Origin of the sequence: Vibrio splendidus (assembly GCF_003345295.1) — a bacterium.
GTDB lineage: Bacteria > Pseudomonadota > Gammaproteobacteria > Enterobacterales > Vibrionaceae > Vibrio > Vibrio splendidus_K.
Genome location: NZ_CP031055.1, coordinates 3277731 through 3298436, shown reverse-complemented (window position 1 = coordinate 3298436; position 20706 = coordinate 3277731). Strand labels below are relative to the sequence as shown.

Below are 20706 nucleotides of genomic sequence, written 5' to 3'. Positions count from 1 at the left end.
GACTTACAGATAGACACAAAAATGCCAGCATAATGCTGGCATTTTTTATATTTCTGTTCTCAATCGAGCGATTAAATCACACGAGAGAACTGCTGTTGGCGAGCCTTAGCACGTAGGTATTTATCGAAACACATACAGATATTACGAATCAACAAACGGCCACGTAAAGTCACGCGGATTTCTTTGTCGTCGACTTCAACCAACTCATCGTTGATGAAGGTTTGCAGTAGCCCTAAATCTTCTTTGAAGTAACGATTAAAGTTAACCGAGAACTCAGATTCGATCATGGTTTTATCAAGCTTAAAATTACAGATAAGCTGTTTGATCACTTCACGACGTAGAAGGTCGTCACTGTCTAGAGCAACACCTTTCCAAAGCGCGTGGCGAAGGTCATTCACCTGAGCGTAATACTTCTTCAGCTCTTTCTGGTTTTGAGCGTAAGCATCACCGACCATAGAGATTGCAGAAACACCGAAGCCAATTAGGTCAGCTTCACCTTGGGTCGTGTAGCCTTGGAAGTTACGATGCAGAATACCTTCACGCTGTGCTACTGCTAGCTCGTCTTCAGGCAGAGCAAAGTGATCCATACCAATGAACTGGTAGCCCGCGCCCGTTAAAGTCTCAATGGTATCTTGGAGGATTGCCATTTTCTCTTTTGGTTCAGGTAAGTCTTCATCTTTAATCTTACGCTGCGCAGCAAACAGTTGCGGCATGTGTGCGTAGTTAAATACCGATAAACGACCCGGTTTCATTTCTAACACTTGCTTCAATGTTTCCGCGAACAAAGCTTGAGTCTGCTTTGGTAGGCCGTAGATCAAATCAAGGTTGGTTGAACGGAAGCCTAGCTCTTTCGCACGTTTAACCATCGCAATGATGAACTCTTCGTCTTGCTCACGGTTAACCAGTTTCTGCACTTCTTTATTGAAGTCTTGCACACCAATGCTCAGGCGGTTGAAACCTTCGTTACGCAGGTGGTCAAGTACGTCTAGCTCAATCTCACGTGGGTCAACTTCAATACTGATTTCAGCGTCAGCTGTGAAGTTAAATTCCTCACGCAGAATCATCATCAAGCGAGTAATTTGTGTTTTGGTCAAGAACGTTGGCGTACCACCACCGAAGTGCAATTGCGTCACTTGACGGCCATTCAACAAAGAGGCGCGCTGGCGGATTTCATGTTCAATCACATCTAAGTACTCATCCGCTTTATGCGAGTGACGAGTAATGACTTTATTACAACCACAGTAGTAACAAAGCTTATGACAGAACGGGATATGCACGTAAAGAGAGAGTGGACGCTCAGGGTACTGAGTACACGCCATGTCGTAATCAGCGACGGTAAACGCTTCATGAAACTCCAACGCTGTTGGATATGAAGTGTAACGAGGTCCCGAATAGTTGTACTTGTTTAAGATCTCTTGATCCCAAACGATTTGCTGATTCGTTGTTACTGGCTTGCTCGACATAGCGGTAATTCCAATTTAGATCCGCGAGAACCTAAGGTCTCTCAAATCATTTTACATACATTAAAATATAGACGGGTTATTTTGCCACACGACCAGTAAGGTCGTTCCAAGACAAAATCAATTTTTCAGACAAAAACTCAGAACTGCTAGCTTGATCACTAACAAAGCGTCGGGATTAACGAGACGCAAAAGGTAAGAAGGCTCATTTAACATCGTCTATTAAAGACAAGGCGACTTAAAAACAAGATGCATTTAGGAAAAAAAGTCTTAAATGCATAGGTATTAAAAGCAGCGCGTCTAAAAACTAAATGTTAAACAAGCCTCTATATTTAAAAGTCTTAGTGACTAGATCATCTGAATGTTGATTTGGTTGTTGAGAGGCTTAACCTTCTCCTGCAACCTTTTCAAATCTTCAATGACCGCATCATTCAAGCGAGTCTCCGCCTTATGGCGTGTGAGATTCTGCTGCATGCGCTCTTTCTTCGTCAGTTCCTGCCTTCCATCTCCGCGAGCCATATCTTTTACGATATGGTACAGCTCAGAAAGAGCGGGATACTCAGAATCAAAATCGACACGCTCATCACCCTGAACGTTATCCATAATGATACACACTCGGATACTGATCTCAGGTAAGTCACACTGGCCTTGAATACCCGCTAAGCACAAAGTATTTACGTTTTCGTAAATCGTCGCGTTACGTTTTTCAATGGCAAGTGCTTGATGCTGCTTTTGCAACTCCGTCTGCTTCTTCACTTGAAGTAGAAGGTAACCTGCGTAAGAGCCCAAGCCGAGAATGATAATTCCACCAGCAATTGCTAATAAGGTTACGTTCATTGGCTATTAACCTTTAAAGCTGTCTAAGTCGAAATCTTCGAATTGAGATAGCAAGTCTTCGTCAGAGCTTGCTTTCTTCTTAGATGCAACCGGTGCTTCTTCGAAGATCTCTTCTTCATCGTCTTCTGGCTCTAGCAGACCTAAGCGGCCCATTAGGTGTTCGATACGATCAAGCTTCTCATCAACAAACTTCTGCAGACCAGCACCTAGGTTTTCACCATTTTCGATACGATCTAGCAATGTGTTCAGTTGAGCATCATTCTCAAGCATCTCTAACTCTTGTTCGTTAGATAGCTTGCGCTCTTGTTTGGTCGACTTCTTCGCTGGTTCAACAATCAGCGGGATTTTTTTCTTGCTGCCTAAACGAGGGTCGCGAGCTAGTGCAGCTTTACGCTGTTTTGCTTCGCTACCATCTGAGTGACGGCTGCCTGACTTAAGGCCTTTACGCTTTTTAACACGCTTACGTTCACGACCTTCAACATCAGATTCACTACGGTTACGAGTAACCATAGGTTCCGGAGCGCCAAGTGCTCCCGGTTTTCTTGATTTCTTACTACGACCCATTACTGCACTTTCCTCAGTAAAATTACATCATTTCCAAAAAATTCTAGTTCGAGCTTATCCCGCTCTGCCAAAAACTGGAATGTTTGACGACTAAAGAAGACGACATGTGTCGGGTCATTCTTGTAGTGCCAACCAGCAAACGCGTCTACGTCTATTACTAGTTTAGTCATAAGACCAATCCAGCCCTTGGGTTTAACTAAATTCAACCATTGCTGCCACACTTTGTCTGGGTGATAAAGATGCTCTATCACCTCAGTGGCAGTCATAAAGTCATACGTTTTTTCCAACACAGAAGCTTCTGGGTGGTAATAGATATCGTACAACTCCATGGTGTGTCCGGCTTCTTCTAACATAATAGATAGCGTAGGGCCTGGGCCACAACCAAAATCCAACCCGTGTGAGTTAGATGAAATTTTGTCTGTTAGTGGATCCGCGATGCGAGATAGAAAACGGCGATAGCCTGCATCACTAGGATCGTTCTCATGGAGATCATAGTGTGCTTTCTCTTCTTTTGCTTCTAACCTTTGTTCAGGTTTAACAAATACCAGTTCACATTGCTGACATTGCAGATAGGCTCTGCGTTTGTCTTCAAAATAGTGATTCACGCCTTGGTGATGGCATAAGGGACAAGTATACATAGCACATCCTTAAACAGGGATGCGAAACATACCAGAAACTGAGTTTATAGTGGAGAGGTATTGGGTGTTTTTTCATCAAATCAATAAAAAAAGCGATAGGAAAACCTATCGCTCTCTAAATCTGCCTATATCGGCCAAAATTTGCATACTCAACTTGGTACACAAATCTCCATTTGTTATTGGTGCTTTCCATGCCAAATTTGTTTGTTGTTCATCGTCCTGATGAGTTTTGGCTATCCTTTTCTAACACCTTGTTGCTGGGCTGTCCTAGCCTGATCCATTTCTGTCTATACCGTTAGACTAGATGACCATCCGTATCTAAGTCAGCTCCTAGCTGATGGCCGTTACTTTACCCGGTTACAAAAAGACTACAAGAGTTCAAGCTCACACTTTTGTACACAAATCGATCACACATTGATAAATCAGACATCAGCGCAAAACATATTAATAAAACCAATACAAAAGAAAACACCCCGACCATTACTGATCGGGGCGTCTCTTCAATCTCGCTCGAACGTACATTTCTTTACTCTGGCTAAGAGCAAGAAACCGACATATTAGTGTAAACCACCAACGTACTTCGATAAGGTATCAATATCTGCGTCTGTTAACTTTTTAGCTACATCACGCATCATCGCATTCATGTCGTTATTACGGCTACCATCGCGGAATTTCTCAAGTTGAGCCTTGATGTAATCTGCGTGCTGGCCTGAAATCTTAGGGAAACCAGAAAGTTCGGTACCGTTACCACGTGGACCGTGACAAGCAATACACGCCGTTACGCCGCGTTCTGCGTTACCCGCGGTGTAAAGAACCTTACCTTCATCTACTACATTCTCAGGAGTAGAGTTACTAGAGATAGGTAGCGATGCGTAGTACGCCGCTAGGTCAGCCATATCTTCTTCAGATAAAGACATCGCCATTGCACCCATTACAGGTTCATTACGACCTTGCTTACCACCACTGGTCATACCGAGCTTAAGCTCTTTTAACTGCTTCTCTAGGTACTTCTCATGTTGACCAGCCAGTTTAGGGTACTGCGTGATCAGACTGTTGCCGTCAGCACCGTGGCAGGCAACACATGTTTGTGATTTGGCTTTACCAGCTTCAATACTACCTTGAGCCCATACTGAGCAGCTGGCTAAAAGACTCAAAATTAGCGCTAATTTCTTCATGACATTCCATTATAATTATCAAGCTTCCAGTACCACTCTATGTTGCCACTCATGGTACAATAGGCGACCTTATGCCGAGCACGGTTATTTTACACAAATTCACAAAAAAGTAATCAATCGACTACACAAAGTCGAGATGGAGTTAACAGTGAGCGTAAAAATTCATTATCAAAACACGCATTTCATTACCAGTGCACCTGATATTCGTCATTTACCAGAAGACGAAGGGATCGAAATTGCGTTTGCAGGACGCTCCAATGCTGGTAAATCTAGCGCGCTAAATCGCGTTACAAACCAAAAAGGCTTGGCGAAAACCAGTAAAACACCCGGTCGAACTCAGCTAATTAACCTATTTAAGGTAACGGACGGTTGTCATATCGTCGATTTACCTGGATATGGCTTTGCTCAAGTCCCTCTTGAGCTGAAGAAAAAATGGCAGAAATCGCTAGGTGAATACCTACAGCGACGCGAAAGCTTGAAAGGTTTAGTGGTATTGATGGATATCCGTCACCCAATGAAAGACCTTGACCAACAAATGATCTACTGGGCTATCGATAGCCGCATCCCAGTACAAGTTTTGTTAACAAAAGCAGACAAACTGAAAAGTGGCGCTCGTAAAGCGCAACTACTGAAAATCCGTAATGATGCGAAATCTTTCGGTGGTGATGTAGCGGTTGATGTCTTCTCTTCAATGAAGGGCATCGGCGTTGATCAACTGCGAGCCAAGATGGATGAGTGGTTTGCCCCAGCTTTTGCTGACCAGATTCTTGATGAACTGGCTGACGAAGAGCACAACGACGCAGAGTAGTTCTTCTATCTATAGCTTTGTCTATAATTAGAGGTTAAAGCACTTACAGCAAGTGATTTAGTCTTATCAATACCCCGCCTTATATAGGTGGGGTATTTTTTTGCCCACAAATTAGTGAGTTAAACCTAAATCTTGAGAATTAAAGACAAGATTAATCAGTTAGAAACGAGAGAAGTGAACCATACTAAAAGACACATCTAAATAAACAGAACAATGAGAAAGGAATGCTCATGTGGAAAAAACCCTTGGCGACCATCGCGCTTATATTGATCTCATTTTCCGGTGTAACATCTGAATCGGAACAGCCCAAGACCGAGGCCGCTCTGGTCAATGTTGATATGACCTTAGATCTCGACGGCATGGAGAAGTACGCTCAGGAGGCAAGTGAATCTCTCGAGGTAATATCACAATCGTTGCAAGCTATCGTCAACAACCCCAACCTTAGTGAAGACCAACAAAAAGCCCTGAATCAAACCGTTGAAAGCATCAACAAGCTTGCGAGCTCTACCAAGACATCACTCAATCAACTCCCACAAGCCTTAGACCAATCTCGACTCGCCTTTAAAAAGACCAGTCAAATGCTATTGGATGATATTCAGACCAAGATCATCATTGCGTTAGCAGCCGTTATCGCTGTCATTGTTATCGCTTTGACTGCTATCTATCTACTCATCCTAAAACCCATGCAGCAAACCTTGGTGAAAGCGACCCACAATATCTCTTCTATGGCGCAATCCATCCAAATCACCGCCGAAGCGCTGAAATACAGTACTGAGAAACAACAAGAAATCATGGATTACATGAGCATTCACCCACTCAATATACTGATAAGTAAGACGTAATTGATCAATATATTATGAGTAACTTGTAAAATAAAAGTTATTTTAAATGATAAAACAATCAAATTGGAGACGGATTTAAATTACCAAATGCTGATCGAATTCCAGATCTAAGGAAAATCAGGTGTTTATCACTGTGCTTGAGAAAGCGTAAGAAAAGACACTAAAAAGGGCAGGTTTACGGGAGCAATAGTAGGTTAGAAATATTTTTCTTTCGCACAAGAAAAAACGCCCCAGTCAAATACTGACTGGGGCGGCTGAATCAGCCTAATCCAATAACGTGAAACAAAAGGTCTGAAAGATAGAACATCTTACCTCTGTACCCTACAAGATTTAATGTACAACAATTGCTCAGAAATGAAAACAATTTTTGTAGTTTTTTTTCATGAATGTTTTATTAAAACACCTAAATTCTTCTTACGGTTCAACTTTATTCGAGACAAAAAAAAGCCAGTGTTTGTGCACTGGCTCATACTAATTCACTCAATAAGGTCAAAAACTGATTAGTGGGCTTGATCCCAGTTGTCACCGTGGCCTGCTTCCGCGACTAACGGTACTTCTAGATCAGCGGCTGACTCCATCAATTCTTGTACTTTACTTTCAATTTCGGCTAAAGCTGACTCTTGAACTTCAAATACCAATTCATCGTGTACTTGCATCAATAGCTTCACACGACCATCGCCTTCCGCTTGAATCCATTCATCCACTAACAGCATCGCTTTCTTAATGATGTCTGCTGCCGTACCTTGCATCGGTGCATTGATCGCCGCACGTTCAGCTGCTTTACGACGCATGCCATTACGAGATTGGATTTCAGGCAGGTGCAAACGACGACCGTAAATGGTTTCAACGAAGCCTTGCTCTGAAGCAGCGCTGCGCGTGTCTTCCATATACTGCATTACACCAGGGTAGCGTTCAAAGTAAGTGTCCATGTAGTGCTGTGCTTCACCACGAGGAATACCCAGTTGCTTAGCCAAGCCAAAGGCACTCATGCCGTAAATAAGGCCGAAGTTAACGGCTTTAGCACGACGACGCTGTTCAGTGGTAACTTGATCAATAGCCACGCCGATAATCTCAGCAGCCGTTGCCGCGTGAATATCTTTGCCTTGTTGGAACGCTTCCAACAGCGCTTTATCAGCCGATAGGTGCGCCATGATACGCAATTCAATTTGAGAGTAATCGACCGCTAGGATCTTCCAACCATGTTGTGCAACGAATGCTTGGCGAATACGACGACCTTCTTCATTACGAATTGGGATATTTTGTAGGTTTGGATCAGTCGAAGACAAACGACCGGTTGCCGTTACCGCTTGGTGGTAAGAAGTATGAACGCGACCCGTTTCAGCGTTGATCATCTTCGGCAGTTTATCTGTGTAAGTAGACTTCAGTTTCGCAAGGCCACGATACTCAATGATCAGCTTAGGCAACGGGTAATCAAGGGCCAGCTCTTGCAACACTTCTTCGTTAGTTGAAGGCGCACCTGATGGCGTTTTCTTGATAACCGGTAGACCCATTTTTTCAAACAGGATCGCTTGCAGCTGTTTTGGCGAGTTCATGTTGAACTCTTGCTCTGCAATCTCGTAAGCTTTCTGCTCTAACTCATCCAGACGAACCGCAATCTCTTGTGATTGAGCCCCTAAGAGCATGTCATCGATGAATACGCCAGTACGCTCAATGCGAGACATCACAGGAATCAGTGGTACTTCGATTTCTTCATAGATGGTTTTAAGCTTTTCATCTTGCTCGATGTTTTCCATCAGGCGGTTATGCAGACGTAGTGTCACGTCAGCATCTTCTGCAGCGTATGGAGACGCTTCACCCAGCTCAATCTGGTTGAAAGTAAGTTGTTTCTTACCTTTACCTGCGATTTGCTCAAATGAGATGCAGCTATGCTGTAGGAAGCGTAGCGCTAGGCTGTCCATATCGTGCTTGCCACCTACGCTATTGAAAACGTAAGACGCCAGCATAGTGTCGTGTTTGATGCCTTTCATCTCGATACCGTAGCGCGCTAGCACACTCATATCGTACTTTAGGTTTTGACCCACTTTTGCTTGAGCATCATCTTCAAGAATCGGCTTAAGCTGTTCAAGTACCCAATCACGATCCAGCTGCTGCGGTGCGTCTAAGTAGTCATGGGCAACAGGTACGTAAGCGGCAACGCCTTCTTCGGTTGCGAATGACAAGCCAACGAGGTTCGCAACCATGTAATCTAAGCTGTCTGTTTCAGTGTCGAAAGCAAACAATTCAGCGGCTTTAAGCTTTTCTAGCCAAACATTGAATGACGCTTCATCTAGAATCGTTTCGTAGTTACTGCGATCAATCGTCACGGCAGACGTATTCATCTCTACAGTAGACGTTGTTGCAGAAGCGCTGCTGCGTACTGAACCAGCTCCCGTTGCTGCAGATCTTTCATCCGCCTCAACCACACCACTGCCACCTTCAAGCAGCTCGTTCAACCAAGATTTGAAAACCAGTTGGCCGTATAGTTTGATCAGCTCGTCGATATTTGGCTGTGCTTTGACGAGTGACTCTGGTGTCTCTTCAAGTTCAACATCTAACTTAATTGTCGCAAGCTGGTAAGACATATCAGCATTGTCTTTATTATCAGCCAGCTTCTTAGCCATGGTTTTCGAACCACGGAAACCAAGCGCCGCAATATCATCAAGATTTTGATACAACTTTTCGATACTACCGATACCTTGCAGCAATGCCGTCGCAGTCTTATCGCCAACACCTGGAATGCCCGGAATGTTATCCACTTTATCGCCCATCAACGCGAGATAATCGATAATAAGCTCAGGCGGAATACCAAACTTCTCAATAACACCTTCACGATCCATTACCACGTTGGTCATGGTGTTGATTAGGGTAACGTTGTCATCGACCAACTGCGCCATATCTTTATCACCGGTACTGATAAGCACAGGCATACCCATCGCAGAAGCTTGAGAAGCCAACGTACCAATCACGTCATCTGCTTCAACGCCAGGAATAGAGATAAGTGGCAAACCCATCGCACGAATCACGTTGTGCAATGGTTCTATCTGGCAACGAAGATCGTCAGGCATCGGTGGGCGGTTTGCTTTGTACTCTGGGTACATATCATCACGGAACGTTTTCCCTTTCGCATCAAAAATAACCGCAATACGATCAGAAGCAAATTGACGCATCATGCTGCGTAGCATGTTAACCACACCATAAACAGCATTCGTTGGGATATCACCATTGCTCATGGTGCCAGGGTAAGCATGGAACGCGCGATATAGGTAAGAAGAGCCATCGATCAGAATCAATGGATTATCAGGAATACGAGCCATAATGTTTGTGAATCCAGTAAGTACAGAAATTATCTGTTAAGAATGCCACGTCTGTTGGTTGGATTCTACGTTGTCGATCTGTATCCGTTCACTCGGTTGTGTTCGTAATAATCGATTTGTTGTTATTTTTTGTTCTTAGACACAAGCGTTCTGTGGATAACTCTGTTTATATTATTTACCCACCCTGTTGAGAACTAAGGTAAACCACCAAAAAAACGCAAATAAACCACTGAAAATAAACGATAAAATTACAGATCGAACATATGATCAACGATCTTTTCTCGATCTTGCATTGTGGAAAAGAATGCTGATGGCGTTTTATTCATAAAAAAACGTGCCACTAAATATGCATCTTGTTGAAATGGAGGTATAAAAAAAGCGACACCCGAAGATGTCGCCTAGCAAAAACCGGTAAAGCCATTCAAATTGAATACCACAGCTTTACCTAAAAGCTATAAATTACACTGGAAGCAATGTGAGCAATGTCGTGTCAAAAAGAACTTAGTACAAGTTCGCGAGAATTCTGTTGGGTAACCAAGTAGATACTTGAGTACTTAACATCCTTGTGAACATTTCCTCATTCCCTAAGACGAAGTTAATAATAATGATTCTCATTTAATAGTCAACACTTAAATGATAATAAATCTCATTTAATTTATAAACCGTTCACCACAGTGCTCAAATTTGCTTCAAAAAATGAATTCTATGGGCATTAATGTCTTCTTTTTCTTCTAATTTTTCGATTAGGTAACCGTTTCTCAATAACAGACGCAGCATCGCAGGAAACTGGTTACGAGATTTCACTTTTAGCTGTTGGTAGCCCTGTTGCTTCACCCACTGTTCTTGAGTATCTAATTGCGCCTGTGCAACACCTTTATTCCTTGCGATCGGTAACACGCCCCCAAACCAGCTGTAAAACGTGTTTTCATCCAATTCATAACCGATCTTAAAACCCAGTAACACACCCGTCTCTTCAGCAACGAGGATCAAGCTTGTTTTACCCGCTAATCGCTCCGATAAAGACGCTACACTCTCTTTTTGGGCAAACTCGGTAATCTGTTCAACAACAGAAACAACCTCTTCTAATGAGCCTTCGCGCACAATGACAGACATCTTGTTTCATCCTCATAAAACAAAAGGGCTGGCACAACGGCCAACCCTTTAGTGATCATATAGTTTGCTTGATCGTACTTACTTACCTTGCAGGTGCTCAGCAGCTTGTGCGTTATCTTCAGCAAGCCACTCTGCAACATCTTTAGCGAAGTACGTCAGGATGCCATCAGCGCCAGCACGCTTAAAGCACAACAGTGATTCCATGACGGTTTCACGCTCTTTCAGCCAGCCGTTTTGAATCGCCGCTTTGTGCATCGCGTACTCACCAGATACTTGGTAAGCAAACGTTGGAGCTTGCAATTCATGCTTAACACGGCGCACGATGTCTAGGTAAGGCATGCCTGGTTTCACCATCACCATATCCGCACCTTCATTAAGATCCATCGCGACTTCATGAATCGCTTCATCGCTGTTGGCTGGATCCATCTGGTAGTTCTTCTTGTTACCGCCTTTCAGGTTCGAAGCACTGCCAACTGCATCACGGAATGGGCCGTAGTAGCACGATGCATATTTTGCAGAGTACGCCATGATTTGGGTATGAATGTAGCCAGCTTCTTCTAACGCTTCACGGATTTTACCAATACGGCCATCCATCATATCCGACGGTGCAACCACATCTGCACCCGCTTCAGCATGAGACAGAGCCTGCTTGATTAAGACTTCCGTCGTCTCGTCATTCATCACGTAACCATCTTCATCGATGATGCCGTCTTGACCGTGAGTAGTGAACGGATCCAGTGCTACGTCAGTAATCACACCCATATTTGGCACGTGCTCTTTGAGTAAGCGTACTGCTCGTTGTACCAAACCTTCAGAGTTATGAGCTTCAGCCGCGCATAAACTTTTAGCATCTTGGTTCACTACCGGAAACAGAGCAATTGCAGGAACACCCAATTTTGACAGGTAATCCGCTTCCTCAAGCATAAGATCGATAGACAGGCGTTCAACACCTGGCATTGACTCGACAGGTTCACGACGCTCTTTACCCATAAGAATAAACATTGGGTAGATGAGATCATCCACAGACAATTGATTTTCTGCCATTAGGCGACGGCTAAAGTCGTGCTTACGCATACGGCGCATACGACGACCTGGGAATTGACCTTGAATTGAAACAGACACTAGATTCTCCTTGCCTAGTCTAAGCACCGAAATGCTTAGATATGAAAAGTGCAAAATACAGGCAAAAGCATATCACTGATGGCTCAGGACGCTAACAGTAAAATATAAAACCCACTCAAAAACAGGGATAAATGGCAAAAAATGACCTTCTCCTCACACTGCCGTATACTCATGACAACTCAGAAAAGACTGCTTTCAGGACACAATAATGATCGACACCCACGCCCATATTTACGCGAGCGAATTCGATGAAGACCGCGAACAAGTCGTGCAACGCGCGCTTGCTCAAGGCATTGATACGATTCTACTGCCTAACATCGATTTAGAATCTATCGAGCCAATGCTCGCGACGGAAGCTCAGTTTCCGGAGGTATGTCGTTCAATGATGGGCTTACATCCTTGTTATGTGGATGCAAATATCGAACAGACCCTGAAAACCATTCGAGCTTGGTTCGATAAGCATGACTTTATCGCCGTGGGTGAGATAGGTATCGACCTGTACTGGGATAAAACCTTTAAAGCAGAACAAGAGATGGCGTTTGTGACTCAGCTGCAGTGGGCAAAAGAGCTCGATCTACCTGTGGTGATCCACACTCGTGATTCCATTGAAGAGACACTTGCTCTACTTCGTAAAGAGCAAGATGGCAGCTTACGCGGCGTATTCCACTGTTTTGGCAGTAGCTTAGAGGAAGCTCAAGCGATCAACGAGCTAGGCTTTCATTTAGGTTTAGGCGGCGTATCGACCTTTAAGAACTCGGGGATGGATAAGGTAATCCCACATCTTGATATGAATTACGTCATCCTAGAGACAGATTGCCCATACTTGGCACCAACACCGAATCGCGGTAAACGCAACGAGCCCGCGTACACCGAACTGGTGGCAAAACGCGTCGCTGAATTACGCGGAATTACCCTTGAAGAAGTCGAAAACATAACCACCATCAATGCTAAATCATTATTCAATCTATGATGAATCTATTAATAAGTAAATATTACGGATTTACCCTCAATTTATTTGAGAAAACAAGGTGATATGTATACTATCAACCGCCTGCATATGGAGGTAGTTGATTATGTGTGACCATTCACAACACTTACAACGTCAACATCGAACTCTATGGCATAAAATTTGGGGCATCAAAGAGCTCTATATATGCCAAAACTGTGGTTATCAGTTAAAGATTCGATAAACAGACATAATAAAAAAGCGGCCTAGGGCCGCTTTTTTATTATGTGATTTTTACTGAAGAACTCTAACGATCATGCTCATCCGTGATGACTACTGCTTTAGCATCTGCGAACATAGCATCTGCAAACATGGCATCTGCGAATTAAGACTCCGCTTCTTCCTCTTCATCCGCATCTGGTTTACGCACATAGAAACGCGCGAAGAACAGGCCAATCTCAAACAGAATACACATTGGAATCGCCAACAGTGTCTGCGAAATCATATCAGGCGGCGTTAGCATCATGCCGACAATAAACGCACCGACAACAATGTAAGGACGCTTCTCTGCCAGTTCTTTAGGTGTCGTTGCACCCGTCCAACATAGCAAGATAATGGCGACTGGCACTTCAAAAGCGATACCAAAGGCAAAGAACAGCGCGAGTACAAAATCAAGATAACTCGATATGTCGGTTGCGAACTCTACTCCCCCTAATGATATAGCGGTAAAAAAGCCAAATACCAACGGGAATACAATGAAGTAAGCGAACGCCACACCACAGTAAAACAGCAATGAGCTTGAAGCCAATAACGGCATGATCAAGCGCTTCTCATGCTTGTATAAGCCCGGAGCGACAAAAGCCCACACCTGATACAAAATAAACGGAACCGCGAGGAATATAGACGCGATCAAGGTCAGTTTTAAGGGTGTGAAAAATGGTGACGCTACATCTGTTGCGATCATCGTCGCGCCTTCAGGTAAGCGATCTACCAAAGGTGCAGAGACGAACTCATAAATATCATTAGCGAAATAAATTAGCCCAACAAACACCACCAGAACCGCAACAATCGCGCGCAATAGGCGATTACGCAGTTCTAGAAGATGGCTAATTAAAGGCTGTGTCTGCTCAGTCGAAGACATGTCAAACCTCTTAAACAGGAAGATCGAAAAGGAGCCGCGCACCTATCTATCCAGTTGAATTGGTATCCACTTGAATAGATATCTACTTAAATAGCTATCGACTTAAACATCTAGCGACTCAAGTATCTGGCGACTCCTCCTTGCGAGACTATTCGGCTTTCTTATCTGACGGTGCTGAAGCTTCACTGTTAACCTGAATGGTTTCAGATTCCACAGTTTCCGTGACACTAGGTTCAGTCTCACTCGGCTTATCAGACTCAGGCTTAGCATACGGGCGTTGAACTTGAGCAGCGGCCTGCTTAAGTTCATCAACTGATGCTTTTAGGTCTGGAGATAAATCTTCCATACCCATTTTTTCCGCCTTGCGTAGGTTTTCTTGCAGCTCTTGCACCTTAAGCTCATGAGAAAGTTCATCTTTCACACTATTTGCCATGCTTTTCGCTTGTCCAACAAACTTGGAAATACTGCGAATCGCCACAGGCAAACGCTCAGGTCCTAAAACGACTAACCCAACGACAGATATTAATACCAGTTCCCAAAAACCGATATCAAACACGATTTACGCCTGCTCTTTGTCTTTCTTTGTTTCAGCAGTCGTTTCAGCGCTAGCTTCTTTCTTCTGCTGTTCAATGTTCTTTGGTTCAAAGTCTGCGTCTTTCTTATCTGCAGGCTTGTCTTCATCGCTCATTGCTTTTTTGAAGCCTTTCACCGCTGAACCTAAGTCACCGCCCATGCCGCGCAGTTTCTTCGTTCCGAAAAGTAAAATTACAATCACAGCAATGATTAGAAGTTGCCAAATACTGATACCACCCATTGTCATTGTCCTCGGGTCTGTCTACACATAAAAAATATTAAGGGAGTCTACTGTCTAACGACGGTAAGCTCGCCAACTTAGCAGCCAAAATGTGACACCTGCGATGCCACAGCCCATAGATAGCTGCTCATAAGGGCTTGAAACTAATATTGCGGAGCATACGACTAAAGTTGCTCCAACGCCAAACAAAAACTTTCCAGTTGCTTGCTGACGCTTACTCTCTCTATAGCCTTGATAAAGCTGATCCATTCTGTGGTTCATCGCTTTACCTTGGCGCAAGCTGTCATAAAGTAACTCTGGCAGCTCTGGCAGTTTCTCTGCCCAGAATGGCGCACGCTCTTTTACTGCGTTAATCACAGCTTGCGGCCCCACCTGATTCATCATCCAGGTTTCAAGGAAAGGCTTCGCCGTTGCCCACAAATCAAGTTGCGGATACAGCTGACGGCCTAGGCCTTCGACATACAACAAGGTCTTCTGTAGAAGCACCAACTGAGGTTGAACCTCCATGTTGAAACGTCTTGCTGTATTAAATAAGTTTAGCAACACATGGCCAAATGAGATCTCGCCAAGCGGTTTTGCAAAAATCGGCTCACACACCATCCGAATCGCGAATTCGAAATCGTTGACGTTGGTATCGTGTGGAACCCAACCAGAATCCACGTGAAGCTCTGCGACTTTTCGGTAATCTCGATTAAAGAAAGCTAGCAGGTTTTCGGCTAAATAACGCTTATCTTCGCTGTTAAGCGTGCCGACAATGCCACAATCCAAACCAATCCACTGCGGGTTATCTGGATTTTCTGGGTTAACGAATACGTTGCCTGGGTGCATGTCTGCATGGAAAAAGCTGTCGCGGAACACCTGGGTGAAGAATACCGTCACACCACGTTCAGCCAGCAATTTCATGTTGGTGCCGTTGGCGTTCAAGGTTTCAATATCTGAAACTTGAATACCATAGATTCGCTCTGACACCATCAAGGTTTCACTGCTTAAATCAGGGATAACCTCTGGCACATACAGCTCTTCGCTGCCTTCAAAATTACGTCGTAGCTGAATGGCATTTGCCGCCTCACGGCGCAGGTCCAGTTCATCGATTAGCGTTTTTTCGTACTCATGAACGACTTCAACAGGTTTCAAACGACGTGCTTCAGGAAGAGACTTAGCGACTATACGCGCCATTCGGTGCATCAGTTTTAGATCTGCATCAATCACCGGGCGAATATCAGGTCGAATTACCTTCAGAACAATCTCGCGGCCGCTCTCTTTTAGCTTTGCAGTATGCACCTGAGCAATAGAAGCAGAAGCCAATGGCTCGATATCAAAGTCGGTAAACCAGTTATCTAGACTGCCACCCAGTGCCTTTTCCATGTCTTGCTTGGCCAGTTGACCATCAAATGGCGCCACTTGGTCTTGCAATAAAGCCAATTGATCAGCGATATGAGGAGGAAATAGGTCACGACGCGTTGACATCATTTGACCAAACTTGATCCACACAGGCCCTAACTCTTGCAAAGCGAGACGCAAGCGCTGACCCAATTCTTTATCTTGATGCTTGTTCTTGAGCCAAAACAGAGACTTTCTCGCTAACAATGGGGCTTTAGTCAAATGGTGCTCAGGCATCAATTCATCAAGGCCGTACTCTAACTGTACCTTGATAATATGATAAAGACGTTTCAGTTCTGTTGGGGTCATGCTTTCTCCAACAGAGCGTTCAACTTAGCTTCAAGGCGAGCTACCGAGCTTTTTACGTCATCAACCTGATCGCAAAAATGCACTACTTCTAACGGAGCCGGTGCAATCTTCCACTCTTCTGTCAGAATCTGAGCAACATGGTTTTGATGCTTAGTTGCTTGCTTCGCCACAAAACCACCGACGTTTTTAACGCCTTGTACCACGGTATGCGCAACCACATCGCCCGTTACGCGCGATAGCCACTCTTCTAAGTCCGGCTTGCAGTCTGTCATCAGCTGAGCAAATTTCTGAGCCAGTTGAATATCACCCTCTAAGATCAGCTTATCTTGCTTGATCAGCTTGGTGATGTTCGATTGCTCACGCAGTTCAGGCAGTACCGATAGGTTCAAAGATAGGTAGCAATCAGGCTGCCCTTCGTATTCCGACAACACATCGATCTGTTGGCTGAAAACGAAAGTGAGTGTTTTATTCAACTCTTTCAAATTAACTTGAATGATCTGCCCCTTTAAACGAGACAAACGACGAACCAAGGCTGGATCATCGTTCACGAAAGTATTTAAAGAGGTTTCAATAACCGCGGTTACCAATGGATCAAATGGCATGACTGTCCTTACCTTTGAAAACGGATAAGCCTTAACCTATCCGTTCTGTCTTTATTCTTATTTTTAGCACGCCCTACGAGCCTGCTACCAAGTTCGACTAGAACTTGTAACCACGGTGCAGCGCAACAATGCCGCCCGTTAGGTTGAAGTATTTCGTATTTTCAAAACCCGCTTCTTGCATCATGCCTTCCAAGGTTTCTTGGTTCGGGTGCATGCGGATAGATTCTGCTAGGTAACGATAGCTGTCTGCGTCGTTGGCAATCAGCTCACCCATTTTTGGCAACAGGTGGAAAGAGTAGGCATCGTAAACCTTTGAAAGAGGCTCAAGTACTGGCTTAGAAAACTCAAGAACCAACAGACGACCGCCCGGCTTCAGCACACGGTACATTGAACGCAGCGCTTGGTCTTTGTCGGTAACATTACGCAGACAGAAGCTGATGGTAATGCAATCGAAGTAGTTATCTGGGAAAGGCAGCTCTTCAGCATTGGCTTGAACGTAATGTACGTTGCCAACAATACCGCTATCACGCAGTTTATCGCGGCCAACATTCAGCATTGAGTTGTTGATATCAGCAAGAACCACGTGGCCTTTTTCACCCACGATACGCGAGAATTTCGCAGTCAGGTCGCCAGTACCACCACCAAGATCTAGGATACGTTGACCCGGGCGAACGCCACTGCAATCAATCGTGAATCGCTTCCACAAGCGGTGAACACCACCCGACATTAGATCATTCATGATGTCGTATTTAGCGGCTACAGAGTGAAATACCTCTGCTACTTTCGCGACTTTTTCGTCTTTTGCGACTGTTTCGAAACCAAAGTGTGTGGTTTCTGACTCTACTGCTGAATTTGTCTGCACGCTTGTGTCCATAATGCTGTTATCTACCATGGTAAGTTCTCATCGACAGCACACTCTCTATTTAGAGGCACTGCGGCCGATTAGTTTACTTTATCCTCAGTAGGTTGTCTTTCTACTAAAGAGACATTTTCTGAAAAAGCCTCATTTTGCGCCATTTCAGCTATCCCAATCGAGATCGACTTTTTCACTTCAACACCAAGGTGTTTGAAGCTTTCAGCCTGACGAATCACATTGCCACGCCCAGTCACTAGCTTATTCATTGCTCCTTGGTAGCTTTGGTTGGCTCTATCTAATGAACTGCCGAGACCTTCCATATCATCAACGAACAGGCGTAATTTGTCGTAAAGCTTGCTCGCGCGTTCAGCGATAACTTGCGCGTTCTGGTTCTGTCTGTCATTACGCCACAGGTTATCAATGGTGCGCAGTGCCACCAGCAGGGTCGTAGGACTGACCAAGATAATGTTTTGCTCCATCGCATCTTTGACCAAGCTAGGGTCGGCTTGAATCGCCACCTGAAACGCAGGCTCTACCGGAATAAACATCAACACATAATCCAAGCTCTGAATGCCTTTAAGCTGATGATAATCCTTTTGGCTCAAGCCTTTAATATGCGCTCGCAATGAAGCCAAATGATCACGCAGTGCTGCGTCGCGTTGTTGATCGGTCTCAGCATTGAAGTAACGCTCAAACGCCACCAAGGCCATTTTTGAATCCACCACCACTTGCTTGTCTTGTGGCAAATGCACAATCACATCCGGTTGGTAACGCTTGCCTGCATCGTTTTGCAGGTTCACTTGAGTTTGGTATTCATGGCCTTCTCGCAGCCCTGATTCAGCGAGCACTCGCGCAAGTACCACCTCTCCCCAATTACCTTGCTGCTTGTTATCACCCTTTAGAGCTTGAGTCAGATTCACAGCTTCACGAGTCATGCTCTCATTAAGACGCTGCAGGTTTTTAAGCTCATGCACCAAGGTATGACGCTCTTTGGCTTCTTGGCTAAAGCTGTCATTTACTTGCTTCTTGAAGCCCTCTAATTGCTCTTTCAGCGGCGACAACAAACCCTCTAAGCTTTGCTTGTTTTGTTGATCGACCTTAGCGGTTTTGCTCTCAAAAAGTTGATTCGCTAACAGTTCAAACTGCTGCTTAAGTCGATATTCTGCTTGTTCTAGCAGTTGCAGCTTTTCATTGTTGGCGAGGTTTTCTTGATCGTGTCTTGCTTCTTGTTCTCGAAGTTCAGCCTCTAACTCAGACTTATGCTCCTTAAGAACATTGATATCATCGGCGTACTGCTGGCGCTCTTGTTTCACGGCTTCAAAATAGCGCAGCTTTTCCATTGCGGCCATCACCTTGCCGTGCGCCTGCTTGAGCTCGAATGCCGCTTTGTCTCGGTCATCATCCAACTCATTGAGCTCTTGTTGTGCCTCTGCGAGCGAGGATTTGAGCTGGGATTGTTGAGACTCATGCAGCAAACGGTCGGACTCTAGCTGCTGTTCAAGAAGTCGCTGTTGAAAAGAGAACTTCTGTTTGATCCACCAACCCACCACACCGCCACTGACGAGCGCGCCAGAAATTGCAGCAATAAGCGGTGCTTGATGTTCGATAATCCATTGCATGATAATGATTGAGCCTAATTGGAAGTAACTCATTAAATGGTATTTTGATACTGGATAAATGTCCAGTTTGCCGTATTAAATTTCGACAGATAGACTAGGCGCTCCGTATTCTGTCCCATCAAATTAGAATGAGTTGCTATGAACGAACGTCGTGCCTTGGGCTTTGGCCTTTCCGCGGTATTACTGTGGTCAACAGTTGCTACTGCTTTTAAGCTGACCCTTGCTGAGTTTTCGCCGATTCAAATGCTGACCATTGCCAGCATAGTGTCATCAATGGCACTGATCGCCATCTGCGCCTTTCAAGGCAAGCTTTCTCAGCTGAGTACTACGTTTCTTTCAAACCCTTGGTATTACCTACTGCTCGGCTTGGTCAATCCACTGGCCTACTACCTGATTCTATTCAAAGCATACGACCTATTGCCAGCATCTCAAGCGCAGGCCATCAACTACAGTTGGGCAATTACGCTAACCTTGATGGCGGCGGTTTTTCTGGGGCAAAAGATTCGTAAGCAAGATTGGATTGCTTGTACCTTCAGTTATGCGGGTGTGGTGGTCATTGCCACCAAAGGCGATGTGCTAGGAATGCAGTTCGATAGCCCACTCGGTGTGGCTCTGGCGCTACTTTCAACCTTGCTTTGGGCGGGATACTGGATTCTAAACACCAAAAACAAGGCTGACCCTGTGATTGGCGTATTGCTTGGTTTCTTAGTGGCACTGCCATTCGCAATTGGTTTAACCCTTTACGAAGGCGAAAGCTTTAGCCAAATCACAGCAAAAGGTTGGATGGCTGTGACTTACGTAGGCCTGTTTGAGATGGGCATTACCTTTGTCTTATGGCTATCAGCACTGAAGCTGACCAACAACACAGCGCGTATCAGCAATCTGATTTTTGCCTCACCGTTTATTTCGCTAATGCTACTTTCAACCATCATTGGTGAAGAGATTCACCCAGCGACACTGTTTGGCTTGGTACTGATCATTGCCGGCTTGGTGATTCAACAGGTCAAATTTTCAAAAAACAAACCTGCGTGACTGAGTAGATGAGTAGATGAGTAGATGAGTAAATGAGTAAATGAGCCAAAAGATTCGATTGAGCACGAAAAGCTATCGATAAATTCGAATCTAGAGCTAGATTACCGCTTATAGATACAAAAATGGCGAGTCAT

The 20706-nt window shown here is 44.6% G+C and carries 19 protein-coding genes and 1 pseudogene; 4 read left to right on the top strand and 16 right to left on the bottom strand.

Features of this window, described 5'->3' with window-relative positions:
* Nucleotides 1-71 precede the first annotated feature (71 nt).
* The 5 genes from hemN to DUN60_RS14820 all read right to left on the bottom strand — a co-directional run bounded on the left by hemN (nucleotide 72) and on the right by DUN60_RS14820 (nucleotide 4674).
* A complete protein-coding gene (hemN, locus tag DUN60_RS14840) occupies nucleotides 72-1463 on the bottom strand; it encodes an oxygen-independent coproporphyrinogen III oxidase (RefSeq protein WP_017095620.1) in 1392 nt (463 codons plus the stop codon).
* 345 nt (nucleotides 1464-1808) lie between these two features.
* Entirely contained in the window at nucleotides 1809-2297 is a 489-nt protein-coding gene (locus tag DUN60_RS14835) for a DUF2489 domain-containing protein (protein WP_017079341.1), read from the bottom strand.
* A gap of 6 nt (nucleotides 2298-2303) precedes the next feature.
* Nucleotides 2304-2861 (bottom strand): Der GTPase-activating protein YihI, encoded by a 558-nt coding sequence (gene yihI, locus DUN60_RS14830; protein WP_004735577.1) that lies wholly within the window; start codon nucleotides 2859-2861, stop codon nucleotides 2304-2306.
* Nucleotides 2861-3499, bottom strand: coding sequence for a class I SAM-dependent methyltransferase (locus DUN60_RS14825; protein ID WP_004735576.1), 639 nt, complete (start codon nucleotides 3497-3499; stop codon nucleotides 2861-2863). Before DUN60_RS14825 ends, yihI begins: the two co-directional genes overlap by 1 nt.
* Nucleotides 3500-4056: 557 nt before the next feature.
* Complete coding sequence (locus DUN60_RS14820) at nucleotides 4057-4674, bottom strand: c-type cytochrome (protein ID WP_004735574.1); 618 nt, start codon at nucleotides 4672-4674, stop codon at nucleotides 4057-4059.
* 148 nt (nucleotides 4675-4822) lie between these two features.
* On the opposite strand from DUN60_RS14820, the gene yihA reads away from it, so the two are divergent.
* Complete coding sequence (gene yihA / locus DUN60_RS14815; protein ID WP_054547998.1) at nucleotides 4823-5482, top strand: ribosome biogenesis GTP-binding protein YihA/YsxC; 660 nt, start codon at nucleotides 4823-4825, stop codon at nucleotides 5480-5482.
* Between the two features lie 230 nt (nucleotides 5483-5712).
* A pseudogene (locus DUN60_RS14810) lies at nucleotides 5713-6317 on the top strand (GTP-binding protein).
* A 266-nt stretch (nucleotides 6318-6583) separates the two neighbouring features.
* Here DUN60_RS14810 and spfP read toward each other — a convergent pair.
* The 4 genes from spfP to hemB all read right to left on the bottom strand — a co-directional run bounded on the left by spfP (nucleotide 6584) and on the right by hemB (nucleotide 11873).
* On the bottom strand, nucleotides 6584-6631 hold the full coding sequence (gene spfP / locus DUN60_RS25060; RefSeq protein WP_438356636.1) for a small protein SpfP: 48 nt from the start codon (nucleotides 6629-6631) through the stop codon (nucleotides 6584-6586).
* Between the two features lie 193 nt (nucleotides 6632-6824).
* A complete protein-coding gene (polA, locus tag DUN60_RS14805; protein ID WP_065207366.1) occupies nucleotides 6825-9638 on the bottom strand; it encodes a DNA polymerase I in 2814 nt (937 codons plus the stop codon).
* 678 nt (nucleotides 9639-10316) lie between these two features.
* Complete coding sequence (locus DUN60_RS14800) at nucleotides 10317-10751, bottom strand: GNAT family N-acetyltransferase (RefSeq protein WP_114634172.1); 435 nt, start codon at nucleotides 10749-10751, stop codon at nucleotides 10317-10319.
* A gap of 78 nt (nucleotides 10752-10829) precedes the next feature.
* Entirely contained in the window at nucleotides 10830-11873 is a 1044-nt protein-coding gene (hemB, locus tag DUN60_RS14795; protein ID WP_004735569.1) for a porphobilinogen synthase, read from the bottom strand.
* Nucleotides 11874-12081: 208 nt separating this feature from the next.
* Between hemB and DUN60_RS14790 the strand changes: the two genes are divergently transcribed.
* Nucleotides 12082-12843 carry a TatD family hydrolase gene (locus tag DUN60_RS14790; RefSeq protein WP_065207368.1) on the top strand — a complete coding sequence of 254 codons (762 nt, stop codon included), beginning with the start codon at nucleotides 12082-12084 and terminating at the stop codon, nucleotides 12841-12843.
* A gap of 361 nt (nucleotides 12844-13204) precedes the next feature.
* Here the strand turns inward: DUN60_RS14790 and tatC are convergent, their stop codons facing one another.
* The 7 genes from tatC to rmuC all read right to left on the bottom strand — a co-directional run bounded on the left by tatC (nucleotide 13205) and on the right by rmuC (nucleotide 19540).
* A complete protein-coding gene (tatC, locus tag DUN60_RS14785; protein WP_004735567.1) occupies nucleotides 13205-13960 on the bottom strand; it encodes a twin-arginine translocase subunit TatC in 756 nt (251 codons plus the stop codon).
* A gap of 148 nt (nucleotides 13961-14108) precedes the next feature.
* Nucleotides 14109-14516: a Sec-independent protein translocase protein TatB gene (gene tatB, locus DUN60_RS14780; protein ID WP_004735566.1), complete on the bottom strand. Its 408-nt coding sequence runs from the start codon at nucleotides 14514-14516 to the stop codon at nucleotides 14109-14111.
* Nucleotides 14517-14519: 3 nt separating this feature from the next.
* Nucleotides 14520-14774: a Sec-independent protein translocase subunit TatA gene (gene tatA / locus DUN60_RS14775; RefSeq protein WP_004735565.1), complete on the bottom strand. Its 255-nt coding sequence runs from the start codon at nucleotides 14772-14774 to the stop codon at nucleotides 14520-14522.
* 54 nt (nucleotides 14775-14828) lie between these two features.
* The gene (gene ubiB, locus DUN60_RS14770; RefSeq protein ID WP_114634171.1) at nucleotides 14829-16463 is read right to left on the bottom strand and encodes a ubiquinone biosynthesis regulatory protein kinase UbiB; all 1635 of its coding nucleotides are present in this window, start codon (nucleotides 16461-16463) and stop codon (nucleotides 14829-14831) included.
* Nucleotides 16460-17065 (bottom strand): ubiquinone biosynthesis accessory factor UbiJ, encoded by a 606-nt coding sequence (locus tag DUN60_RS14765; RefSeq protein ID WP_102332587.1) that lies wholly within the window; start codon nucleotides 17063-17065, stop codon nucleotides 16460-16462. Before DUN60_RS14765 ends, ubiB begins: the two co-directional genes overlap by 4 nt.
* A gap of 97 nt (nucleotides 17066-17162) precedes the next feature.
* Nucleotides 17163-17942, bottom strand: coding sequence for a bifunctional demethylmenaquinone methyltransferase/2-methoxy-6-polyprenyl-1,4-benzoquinol methylase UbiE (gene ubiE / locus DUN60_RS14760; protein WP_026012235.1), 780 nt, complete (start codon nucleotides 17940-17942; stop codon nucleotides 17163-17165).
* A gap of 65 nt (nucleotides 17943-18007) precedes the next feature.
* On the bottom strand, nucleotides 18008-19540 hold the full coding sequence (gene rmuC / locus DUN60_RS14755) for a DNA recombination protein RmuC (RefSeq protein WP_114634324.1): 1533 nt from the start codon (nucleotides 19538-19540) through the stop codon (nucleotides 18008-18010).
* A 138-nt stretch (nucleotides 19541-19678) separates the two neighbouring features.
* Here rmuC and DUN60_RS14750 point away from each other — a divergent pair, with 138 nt between their 5' ends.
* Nucleotides 19679-20572, top strand: a complete 894-nt coding sequence (locus DUN60_RS14750; protein WP_004735560.1) for a DMT family transporter — start codon at nucleotides 19679-19681, stop codon at nucleotides 20570-20572.
* The last annotated feature ends 134 nt before the right edge of the window (nucleotides 20573-20706 follow it).